The organism is Shewanella sp. SG41-4, assembly GCF_014164505.1.
Taxonomy (GTDB): Bacteria; Pseudomonadota; Gammaproteobacteria; order Enterobacterales; family Shewanellaceae; genus Shewanella.
Map to the genome: position 1 here is coordinate 1 of NZ_JACJFI010000141.1, position 10,689 is coordinate 10,689.

At 42.3% G+C, this 10,689-nt stretch carries 11 protein-coding genes and 1 pseudogene; 10 read left to right on the forward strand and 2 right to left on the reverse strand.

Annotated elements, in window-relative coordinates; all coding sequences use genetic code 11:
* Positions 1–255, reverse strand: a pseudogene (locus H5202_RS13290) (hemolysin); the annotation flags it as partial.
* A 147-nt stretch (positions 256–402) separates the two neighbouring features.
* Here H5202_RS13290 and H5202_RS13295 point away from each other — a divergent pair.
* The 9 genes from H5202_RS13295 to H5202_RS13335 all read left to right on the forward strand — a co-directional run bounded on the left by H5202_RS13295 (position 403) and on the right by H5202_RS13335 (position 9,642).
* A complete protein-coding gene (locus H5202_RS13295) occupies positions 403–1,524 on the forward strand; it encodes a bifunctional tRNA (adenosine(37)-C2)-methyltransferase TrmG/ribosomal RNA large subunit methyltransferase RlmN (RefSeq protein ID WP_182772487.1) in 1,122 nt (373 codons plus the stop codon).
* 31 nt (positions 1,525–1,555) lie between these two features.
* A complete protein-coding gene (gene pilW, locus H5202_RS13300; protein WP_182772488.1) occupies positions 1,556–2,341 on the forward strand; it encodes a type IV pilus biogenesis/stability protein PilW in 786 nt (261 codons plus the stop codon).
* Complete coding sequence (locus tag H5202_RS13305; protein WP_182772489.1) at positions 2,341–3,336, forward strand: RodZ domain-containing protein; 996 nt, start codon at positions 2,341–2,343, stop codon at positions 3,334–3,336. Before pilW ends, H5202_RS13305 begins: the two co-directional genes overlap by 1 nt.
* 31 nt (positions 3,337–3,367) lie before the next feature.
* A complete protein-coding gene (gene ispG / locus H5202_RS13310; protein WP_182772490.1) occupies positions 3,368–4,483 on the forward strand; it encodes a flavodoxin-dependent (E)-4-hydroxy-3-methylbut-2-enyl-diphosphate synthase in 1,116 nt (371 codons plus the stop codon).
* Between the two features lie 100 nt (positions 4,484–4,583).
* A complete protein-coding gene (gene hisS / locus H5202_RS13315; protein ID WP_182772491.1) occupies positions 4,584–5,858 on the forward strand; it encodes a histidine--tRNA ligase in 1,275 nt (424 codons plus the stop codon).
* Between the two features lie 26 nt (positions 5,859–5,884).
* Entirely contained in the window at positions 5,885–6,505 is a 621-nt protein-coding gene (locus tag H5202_RS13320) for a tetratricopeptide repeat protein (RefSeq protein ID WP_182772492.1), read from the forward strand.
* A gap of 12 nt (positions 6,506–6,517) precedes the next feature.
* Positions 6,518–7,753 (forward strand): outer membrane protein assembly factor BamB, encoded by a 1,236-nt coding sequence (gene bamB / locus H5202_RS13325; protein WP_182772493.1) that lies wholly within the window; start codon positions 6,518–6,520, stop codon positions 7,751–7,753.
* Between the two features lie 103 nt (positions 7,754–7,856).
* A complete protein-coding gene (gene der, locus H5202_RS13330) occupies positions 7,857–9,323 on the forward strand; it encodes a ribosome biogenesis GTPase Der (RefSeq protein ID WP_182772494.1) in 1,467 nt (488 codons plus the stop codon).
* A gap of 109 nt (positions 9,324–9,432) precedes the next feature.
* Positions 9,433–9,642 (forward strand): DUF3565 domain-containing protein, encoded by a 210-nt coding sequence (locus tag H5202_RS13335; protein WP_182772495.1) that lies wholly within the window; start codon positions 9,433–9,435, stop codon positions 9,640–9,642.
* A 22-nt stretch (positions 9,643–9,664) separates the two neighbouring features.
* On the opposite strand, the gene H5202_RS13340 is transcribed toward H5202_RS13335, so the two are convergent.
* Positions 9,665–10,066 carry a hypothetical protein gene (locus H5202_RS13340; protein ID WP_182772496.1) on the reverse strand — a complete coding sequence of 134 codons (402 nt, stop codon included), beginning with the start codon at positions 10,064–10,066 and terminating at the stop codon, positions 9,665–9,667.
* A 136-nt stretch (positions 10,067–10,202) separates the two neighbouring features.
* Here H5202_RS13340 and H5202_RS13345 point away from each other — a divergent pair.
* The coding region (locus tag H5202_RS13345) for a cytochrome b/b6 domain-containing protein (RefSeq protein ID WP_182772497.1) at positions 10,203–10,689 on the forward strand (487 nt) is incomplete at its 3' end.

Genomic DNA, 10,689 nt, shown 5'->3' on the forward strand with positions numbered 1-10,689 from the left:
ACACAAGGCTATAGCTGCCTGTGCGCCGGTAACAGAAGCCCCCATGGTATGTGAGATGGTATTTAGCGTTAGGATAGAAACTAAAGAAGAGTCAATGTTTTGCTTTTGCTTATCGAGCAGCGCGACAATAAGAGGGTTAGTTTCTTTAAGCGTTGCGATATATCTTGGAGTAACAGATAAGAGAACGGCTTCAAAAATACTGCACAAAAAGGAAATCAAAATAGCAAAAGAAACAATTAGTAAAAGGGTTAACATAGTGTGGGTAAAAACTTCCTCGTAGAAGGCCATATAGCCTGCAGTAATACTAACATATCACTAGATGCAGATATACTGGCTAAAACGTGATGCTAACTGTATAATTCGCCGCCCTGTTACAGGTTTTGGTGTTTTGAGGTTAGGCGAATGAGTGTAAAGAAAATCAATTTATTAGATCTTGATCGTAAAGGACTACGGGCGATGTTCAGTGAAATGGGCGAAAAACCGTTTCGTGCCGATCAGTTAATGAAGTGGGTTTATCACTTTGGTGTTACTGACTTTGAAGAAATGAACAACATAAACAAAGTGTTGCGTACCAAGCTTGCAGCAAAATGTGAAATTGTTGCGCCTGAAATTGCGAGTTTTCAAAAGTCGAATGATGGCACTATTAAATTTGCTATCAATGTTGGCCAAGGCCAAGAAGTTGAAACCGTATACATTCCAGAAGAAGACCGTGCGACCTTGTGTGTGTCATCACAAGTCGGCTGTGCTTTAGAATGTACTTTCTGCTCAACGGGCCAACAAGGTTTTAACCGTAATTTGACAGTATCTGAAATTATTGGCCAGGTCTGGCGTGTATCGCAATTTTTAGGTTTCCACAAAGACACTGGCGATCGACCAATTTCTAACGTAGTGATGATGGGTATGGGTGAGCCTTTGCTTAACCTTGCTAACGTGATCCCTGCGATGGATATTATGCTTGACGATTTTGGTTTTAGTTTATCTAAACGTCGAGTGACGTTATCAACCTCTGGTGTAGTACCGGCACTTGATAAATTAGGTGACGCCATTGATGTCGCATTAGCGGTAAGTATTCATGCACCTAATGATGAACTGCGCGATGTGTTGGTTCCAGTTAATAAAAAATATCCATTACAAGAATTTTTAGCGGGTATTCGTCGTTATTTAGAAAAGTCTAATGCAAATCGTGGCCGTGTAACGGTAGAATATGTCATGCTTGATCATATTAATGACAGCACAGACCAAGCGCACGAACTCGCGATATTAATGAAAGATACTCCATGTAAGATTAACTTAATTCCGTTTAACCCGTATCCTGGTTCGCCTTACGGTCGCTCATCTAATTCACGTATAGATCGTTTTTCTAAAGTGTTGATGGAACATGGCCTAACAGTGATAGTGCGTAAAACCCGTGGTGATGATATTGACGCTGCTTGTGGTCAATTAGCGGGTGATATCCGTGATAGAACAAAACGTTTAGCAAAAAAACAAATGCAACAGAATCAGATTTCAGTCACAATGGAATAACTCGTTGTTTGCATAGATAATAGGCTCATAAATGAAGCACGGAATGCAAAAGATTGGTCTGATCACTTTAGTCGCCTTATCTGTCACTGCTTGTGTGACTGAGCGTACTTACACTGGTACCGATACCCCTGTAGCTGAACGAAAGTTTAATGAGCAGGGGGCTGCTAGGGAGCGTATGCAGCTTGGGCTAACATATCTAAATCGTGGTAATAGTGAACAAGCAAAGTATAATTTAAATAAAGCTGTTGAATATGCGCCAAATCTCAGTGAAGTTCATATGGCAATGGCTTATTATTATCAAACTGTTGGTGATTTAGAGCGAACAGAAGAGTCATACAACAAAGCCATTAGCTTAAATGATGTAACAGGTGATGCGCGGAATAATTTTGGTGTGTTTTTGTGTCAGCAAAGCAAGTTTGTCGAATCTGAAAAAATGTTTCTTGCTGCAATTGAGACACCTAAATATACCCGAACAGCATCAAGCTATGAAAACCTAGGCGTATGCAGTCGCAAAGCAGGTAATAAAGAAAAAGCGCGACAGTATTTTAATATGGCGTTAAAGTATGATCAGAGACGAAAAGTAACGTTATTGGAGTTAACCGAGTTAGCCATGGAAGACGCTGACTACGGCAATGCGCGCGATCAACTCGCAAGATACCATCGAGTTGCTAGCGAATCAGCAGAAAGTTTAGCCTTAGGGATTACTATTGAGCGGGCGGCTAACAATTTAGAGGCCGTAAAACGATTTGGCATTTTATTAATTGCGAAGTTTCCTGCATCTCCACAAGCCAAAAATTATAGAGCTAACTTGAATTAATGACTAAAGAATTCGAAGTAGAACAAGACGCTGAAAAAGCGTCATTGTTAAAGGATGTTGTAACTGCTGGTGCCATTTTAAAAGCGGCTCGCGAAGCAAAAGGGATCTCAATTGAGACCGTTGCAACCCAACTGCATTTACGCCCAAAGATTATTAATGATCTTGAAAATGACATTTTTGTTAATATCGCTTCTACCACTTATGTTAGAGGTTATATTAAAAACTATGCCCGTGTTGTTAATGCTGATATTAACCAAATTCAACAATGTTTAAGTCACCAGTTGCCCGAAATCGTTGCACCGGCAATGCAAAGCTTTTCACGTAAAACGACTCATCAAGCTCGTAATAGTCGCCTAAACTTAGTGACTTACCTTATAGTTGCGATATTGATTGCCATGTTAGTGTTGTGGTGGGTACAAAAATCATCGCTACTAACCAATGTGGATTTCTCGCAGCCAACCGTCGAAGAAATCGCTGCTGAAAGCAATATGCCAGCACCGCAACAGATTATTAGAAGCGAATTAGCCCAACCTAGTGGCAATGAGCTCGGTAACGAAGCTCATGACAGTGTTGCTGATGTGGCTAACAAGGAAGCAATTGAAGCTGAAGATAAACTGATTCAAAATGCCCAAGATGCAGCCAGTAATTTACAGCAATTACCGGCAAGTGGCAGTGTTGAAAGTACAAATACTGACTCTTCATCAACAGCAGACTCTTCATCAACAGCAAACACCAGTTTAGCAGGTGCCGAGAGCGTGTTAACTATTGAGCTCACCGGTGATTGTTGGGTTAACGTGACCGATGCTAATGGCAAAGTGATGGTTGATGGCGTGAAAAATTCGGCGCAACGAATTGAAGTTCGTGGAATAAAACCTTTTAAAGTGATTTTGGGTGCGCCTCAAGTAGCCAGCGTCAGCCTCGATGGTAATAATGTCAGTTTAGCTGAGTTTGCCAACGGTCGAGTTGCAAGATTAACCCTGCCTAAAGCGTCATAATGCTTTAGCAACAGCAGTAGAGCATATTTGCATGTATAACGAATCCCCAATTATTCGCAGACCATCTACACGTATCTATGTGGGCAATGTCCCTATTGGTGATGGTGCACCGATTGCTGTTCAATCGATGACGAATACTAAAACTACCGATGTTGCGGCTACCGTGGCGCAAATTCTAGCATTAGAAAAAGTGGGTGCTGATATTGTACGTATTTCAGTGCCGACGATGGATGATGCCGAAGCCTTTAAAATTATCAAACAGTCAGTGAATATTCCGTTAATAGCCGATATTCATTTCGATTATCGTATCGCGCTTAAAGTGGCCGAATACGGTGCAGATTGCCTGCGTATTAACCCAGGTAATATTGGTAATGAAGAACGCATTCGCAGTGTGGTTGAGTGTGCACGCGATAAAAACATTCCCATCCGTATAGGAGTGAATGGCGGCTCACTTGAAAAAGACTTAATGGACAAATATCGTGAGCCAACGCCTGAAGCATTATTTGAATCAGCGATGCGTCATGTGGATATTTTGGACCGTTTGAACTTTGATCAATTTAAAGTCAGCGTTAAAGCGTCAGATGTATTCCTAGCAGTTGCATCATATCGTTTACTTGCAAAGCAAATTCGTCAACCGTTACATTTAGGTATTACCGAAGCCGGCGGGATGCGCGCAGGTTCAGTCAAGTCCGCTGTTGGTTTAGGTATGTTATTAGCTGAAGGCATTGGTGATACTTTACGTATTTCGTTAGCGGCCGATCCAGTTGAAGAAATTAAAGTTGGCTTTGATATTTTAAAGTCGCTACGTATTCGCAGTCGCGGCATTAACTTTATTGCCTGTCCTTCTTGTTCGCGCCAAGAGTTTGATGTGATTAGTACCGTCAATGAACTTGAACGTCGTCTTGAAGACATTACTACCGCAATGGATGTGTCTATTATTGGTTGCGTAGTCAACGGCCCAGGTGAAGCGTTAGTGTCGGATATCGGCTTAACAGGCGGCCATGCTAAGAGCGGTTATTATGATGACGGAGTGCGTCAGAAAGAGCGCTTTGACAATAAAAATATTGTCGATGGCTTAGAAGCAAAGATCCGTGCTAAAGCCAGCATGATGGCCAACCGCATCGCTATCACCGACAAAACTGAATAATCATTAACCCCCTGTGCATGACAATCTAAACATTGTCGATGTTGAGGGTATATTTACATTTTATTAGCGCAAGCTAAATCAAGAATTGGACACGTTAACAGTGGCAAAGCAAATCCAAGCTATTCGCGGAATGAACGATATTCTGCCTACGCAAAGTCCTTTATGGCAAAAAGTCGAAGCAGTATTGCGTTCATCCGTTAGTGCATTTGGTTATAGCGAAATTCGCACTCCTATCGTAGAAAGTACTGACCTTTTCAAGCGCTCTATTGGTGAAGTGACCGATATTGTTGAAAAGGAAATGTACACTTTTGAAGACCGAAACAGTGACAGCTTAACCTTACGCCCTGAAGGCACCGCTTCAACCGTTCGTGCTGGTAATGAACATGGTCTGCTGTATAACCAAGAACAACGTTTGTGGTATATGGGCCCCATGTTTCGTCATGAGCGCCCGCAAAAAGGCCGTTACCGTCAATTCCACCAGTTTGGTGTTGAAGTTTATGGTATTGGTAGCGCCGATATTGATGCTGAAGTATTAATGTTATCTGCCCGTTTATGGGATTTGCTTGGCATAAAAGAACATGTAGCACTAGAACTTAATACCCTAGGTGATCCGGCTGAGCGTGCCGCTTACCGTGATGCCTTAATCGCATTTTTAGAGCAACACAAAGACAAGTTAGATGAAGATAGTCAACGTCGCATGTATTCTAATCCATTGCGAGTGTTAGACAGTAAAGATCAACAAGTGCAGGCCATTTTAGGTGATGCACCTGCATTGATGGATTACCTTGGTGAAGACTCTAAGACACATTTTTCAACTTTGTGTGAACTCTTAGACGCTGTTGGTATCCAATACACCATCAATCCGCGTTTAGTCCGTGGTTTAGATTACTATAACCGCACTGTATTTGAATGGGTGACCACTAGTTTGGGCTCTCAAGGTACAGTATTGGCGGGTGGACGCTACGATGGTTTAGTCGGTCAACTTGGTGGTAAAGACACACCTGCGGTTGGCTTTGCTATGGGACTTGAGCGTATTGTGCTTTTGCTTGAAACGCTTGAGTTAACCAGTGATATAGCCCCAGAAGTAGACGTTTATGTCACAGCAATGGGTGAAAATTGCGTCGTTGAAGCGATTAAAGTGGCTCAGGAGTTGCGTCAGCAGTTGCCAACGCTTAAAGTCATGAGCCATTGCGGTGGTGGTAACTTTAAAAAGCAAATGAAACGCGCCGATAAAAGCGGTGCTCAGTTTGCGTTGATTATTGGTGAAAACGAAATAACCAATAATCAAGTCGCTATTAAGCCGTTAAGAACAAACAATGAACAACAATTGGTTACGCGTAGTGAACTCGTAGCTAAAATTGCAGAACTGATTTAAGAACTGATTCAAAAGGGGAAGTGCAAGTGGAAATTTATAGCACAGAAGAACAACAAGTAGATGCTATCAAGCAGTTCTGGAAAGATTATGGTACCTCGATTGTCGTTGGTGCCGTAGTAGGCCTTGGTGGTCTATATGGTTGGAATACTTATTCTGACATGAAAGTGACTGCGGCTGAAGAAGCTTCAGAGTCGTTTCAGTCTATCGTGACACAGTCGGCTAACCCAGCTGCGTTATTGGTTCAGGCAGAAAGCTTTACATCAGAACATGATCAGCAAGGTTATCAAGCGTTACTAGAATTAATGGTGGCAAAATCCGCTGTTGAAGCCGGTGATTTAGCCAAAGCAGAAGCGTCATTTACTAAAGTAATTGCAGCGCAACCTGGTTCTGGTTTAGGCATGGTGGCGATGATTCGTTTAGCGCGTATTCAAGCTGAGCAAGACAATTTAGGCATGGCCTTAGCCACGTTAGACCAAGTGACTGATAAAGCATTTGCGTCACAACGTGAAGAATTGAAAGGCGACTTTTTAGTGCGTCAAGGTGATTTGGATAATGCCAAATCAGCTTATCAAGCAGCAGTGGACAATGGTGGTGCGTTAGCCAGTCCAGCGCTGACCATGAAATTAGACAATCTAAACAAGGCATAAGGAATTTAGCCGATGAAGTCGTGGTGTAAAAATCTACTTGCCGTTGGGTTAAGTGTTGCTCTTATGTCTGCTTGTTCTTCAAGTGATGTTGAAGAAGAGCCAGTGAGTGAATTAGTTGATATACAAGCAACCGTATTTCCTGAGATTACTTGGGATACCAGTGTTGGTGACGGTGTAGGGGATTATTACTCGCAACTTCGTCCTACCGTTCGTTACGGCAAAGTGTTTGTAGCCGATCGTAGCGGTATTGTGGTTGCCTTTGATGAAACAACCGGTGATGAGCTTTGGAAAAAAGACTTCAATGATGTCTTTGAAGAGAAGCTTGAAACTAAAACCAAAGGGCTCCGTTTAGCCGCAGGTGTTACCGCTGCTCGTAATAAAGTGTTTGTTGGTGGCGAAACCGGTTTATTGGTTGCGCTTGACGAAGCAACGGGTGACGTTGTGTGGTCAGCTCAAGCAAATGGCGAGTTATTATCAGCTCCTACAGTGGCAGAAGATGTTGTTGCGGTGAATACCAGTAAAGGCGCATTTGAAGCATTTGATATCGATAACGGCACAAAGTTATGGACCTATGAAATGCAATTGCCAAATCTTACCTTAAGGGGTACAGGTTCTGCTGCATATGAAGCGGGCGGTTTCTTTTTAGGTACCGCAGACGGTAAAGTTGCTGTTGTCGTTAAAAGTAATGGGCAAGCTGCTTGGGAACAAGCCATTTTTAGTCCAACCGGTGCAAATGAGTTTACTCGGATGGCCGACATTGATATGACCCCATTAGTACTGGGCGAAAATCTGTATGTTGCTAGTTACAATGGTAACTTAGTCTCTATGGAACTTCGTAGTGGTCGCATAATTTGGTCGCGTAAATACTCAAGCTTTAATGATTTAGCTACTGCAGGTATCAGCTTGTATTTAGTTGATGATCATAGCCGTATTTACTCTATTGATCGCCGTAATGGTTTAGAGTTATGGAGCAATTCAGTTCTTAAAAACCGTGAGCTAACAGCGCCAGCAGTGATTGAAAATTATATTGTTGTCGGTGACTTTGAAGGCTACTTGCATTTTATTGACCGTAATAGCGGCGATATAGTTGGCCGAGTTCAAGTTGATAGTAATGGATTATATGCCCAACCATTGGTGGTGGGTGACAAAATCTATGTTCAAGGCCGTAGCGGCAAAGTCGCGATTGTTACTTTGAACAAAGAAGAGCAAATGAATGTTGAGGAAGATACTGAAACTGATGCGGAATAAGTCATAGCACTATTTTTGCGTTAATTAAGGTATAATGTCCTTACTAGAGCCCCTGGAAGCGTTCCGGGGGCTTTTTATTGAAAAGTTTTTTAGAGGCAAAATCATGATCCCTGTTGTGGCCCTTGTAGGGCGACCGAATGTCGGCAAATCGACATTATTTAATCGTCTTACTCGTACTCGTGATGCGTTAGTCGCTGATTTCCCAGGTTTAACACGTGACCGTAAATACGGCCGCGCATTTTTAGCTGGCTACGAGTTTATTGTTGTTGATACTGGCGGTATTGATGGCAGTGAAGAGGGTATCGAAACCAAAATGGCTGAACAGTCATTGGCCGCGATTGAAGAAGCTGATGTCGTATTATTTATGACAGATGCTCGTGCCGGTATGACTGCTGCCGATTTAGCGATTGCTCAGCATTTACGTAGCCGTGATAAAGTCACGTTTGTGGTTGCTAACAAAGTCGACGGTATTGATGCTGATTCAGCTTGTGCCGAATTTTGGTCACTAGGTCTAGGTGAAGTCTATCAAATGGCTGCCGCGCAAGGCCGTGGTGTGACCAACATGATTGACTACGCACTAACGCCTTATGCCGAAGCTATGGGTATTGTTCGCGAACTCGACGAAGAAGGCGAGCAGGTTGAGCGTGAATACACTGAAGAAGAAGCTGAAGCGGAACAAGAACGTCTACAAAACTTACCGATTAAGCTCGCCATTATTGGTAAGCCTAACGTGGGTAAGTCAACACTGATTAACCGTATTCTCGGCGAAGAACGTGTCGTCGTTTATGACGAACCAGGTACCACCCGTGACAGTATTTATATTCCAATGTCGCGTGAAGGTAGAGAGTACGTATTAATCGATACTGCCGGTGTTCGTCGTCGCAGCAAAGTAAACGAAGTTATCGAGAAATTCTCGGTAATTAAAACCTTGAAAGCGGTTGAAGATGCTAACGTAGTATTATTGGTCATCGATGCTCGTGAAGGTATTGCAGAGCAAGATCTTGGTTTATTAGGTTTTACCTTAAACGCAGGTCGTGCATTGGTGATTGCGATTAACAAGTGGGACGGTATTGATCAAAAAGTCAAAGACCGTGTTAAAAGCGAACTTGATCGCCGTTTAGGCTTTATCGATTTTGCTCGTATTCACTTTATTTCGGCATTACATGGCACTGGCGTTGGTCATTTATATGAGTCAATTGAAGAAGCCTACGACAGTGCGACACGTCGCGTAAGTACATCAATGCTAACGCGCGTTATGCAAATGTCGCAAGATGATCACCAACCACCATTGGTGAATGGTCGTCGTGTGAAGCTTAAATATGCTCACGCTGGCGGTTATAATCCACCAATCGTGGTTATTCATGGTAACCAAGTTAAGAAACTACCTGATTCGTATAAGCGCTATATGATGAACTATTTCCGTCGTTCATTAAAAGTAGTCGGTACGCCAATTCAGTTACGTTTCCATGAAGGTGCTAACCCGTTTGAAGGTAGAACTGAGAAGTTGACCGTGGGTCAAGAGCGTCGTCGTAAGCGTGCAATGAGTCACATTCGCGATCGTACTAAGTAACCTCGTTGTTATTTAAGTTACTTATTACTCAAAAAGCCTGACTTGTTCAGGCTTTTTTGTAGGTGTTTACCGTCTATTAGAATTGGTATTAAAGATTGGGTGAACTAGGATGCAGCAAAAAATTATCGGTTATCATTTGGATAAAGAACAGCATTGGGTGGCAGAATTAGGCTGTGGTCACTTTCAGCATGTACGCCATAATCCGCCTTGGACTGTTCGCCTTTGGGTGACGACAATCGAAGGTCGGCAACAACAATTAGGCATGATCCTTAATTGTAAAAAATGCGATGTTGCAGCACCGCCAGATAGTCTCGATTAAATTGAGTTTGTCTATCTTAAGATTAAGACGTTAAATCACCAGTGGTTCGGCAAAACCATAAATATGCGGTGATGTAAGCACATATGACACTGTCCATTACCATTGACGGCCAAAATCCATCAACAAAAGGTTGATTGGCATTGCTTAATACTAGGCTAATAAAAAATAGCTTTTCAATTAGCGCAATACAAAACAGCGGTTTTATCCAAGTTGAACGAACCATCGCAATAAAAAAACTGCCCCCTACCATTAGCACCATAAATCCCCAATGCTGAATAAATATCGTGTCACTGGATTGATAGGTTAGTTGGTTAAGGTTTTCGACAGCCCACTGCGGGAATAAGGTATAAAGCCCGCCTAATGACGTGCCTACACCGGTAAGAAATAACGCCACTTGTCGATACTTGTATAAAAAATGAGTCATATGTGAGTCCGTTCAAAGTTATTTTATCGCCATAGTGTCATGTTTTAGATTATTTTTCGATTTTTGTTATCCATAAGTGATTGTTAAGATTCCTACGTGATAATGGCCTCATCATCGCAATCCTACCGAGGTTTTTATGCAAATACAGACAACTTATCCACTACTTCATCGTCTTATTCATTGGGGATTAGCATTGACCATGATGGTGATGTTATTAACCGTATTATTAAGGCTAGGGTGGATGGATAAAAACCATATGGCCGCCATAATTAATCAAGGCTTAGCGAAAATTGATGTCATTATTACCGATAAACAAGCAGTGAGTATTGCCAGAAGTATTCGTGGTGTCATGTTCCAATGGCATATTTATTTTGGTTATGCCGTGGGCGTATTTGTATTCGCTCGGTTTGTTTATATGGCTAAGTTTGGTCTGCATTATCCGTCGCCTTTTTCACGTCAAGCAACTACAAAGCAAAAGTTTCAGGCATGGGTGTATTGGGTATTTTATGCTGGCGTAGCGTTATCTGTAATAACAGGTTTGTTACTCAAGTTTGGTCCTGAAGCAATAGAACAACAGGCTGAAACCATCCATAAGTTGGCATTGTGGTATTTCATCCCTTTTA

What these genes read in the sequence shown, in the direction of transcription:
- H5202_RS13295 (WP_182772487.1), top strand. Translation starts at nt 403, where the DNA reads ATGAGTGTAAAGAAAATCAATTTATTAGATCTTGATCGTAAAGGACTA.
- pilW (WP_182772488.1), top strand. Translation starts at nt 1,556, where the DNA reads ATGAAGCACGGAATGCAAAAGATTGGTCTGATCACTTTAGTCGCCTTA.
- H5202_RS13305 (WP_182772489.1), top strand. Translation starts at nt 2,341, where the DNA reads ATGACTAAAGAATTCGAAGTAGAACAAGACGCTGAAAAAGCGTCATTG.
- ispG (WP_182772490.1), top strand. Translation starts at nt 3,368, where the DNA reads ATGTATAACGAATCCCCAATTATTCGCAGACCATCTACACGTATCTAT.
- bamB (WP_182772493.1), top strand. Translation starts at nt 6,518, where the DNA reads ATGAAGTCGTGGTGTAAAAATCTACTTGCCGTTGGGTTAAGTGTTGCT.
- der (WP_182772494.1), top strand. Translation starts at nt 7,857, where the DNA reads ATGATCCCTGTTGTGGCCCTTGTAGGGCGACCGAATGTCGGCAAATCG.
- H5202_RS13335 (WP_182772495.1), top strand. Translation starts at nt 9,433, where the DNA reads ATGCAGCAAAAAATTATCGGTTATCATTTGGATAAAGAACAGCATTGG.
- H5202_RS13340 (WP_182772496.1), bottom strand. Translation starts at nt 10,066, where the DNA reads ATGACTCATTTTTTATACAAGTATCGACAAGTGGCGTTATTTCTTACC.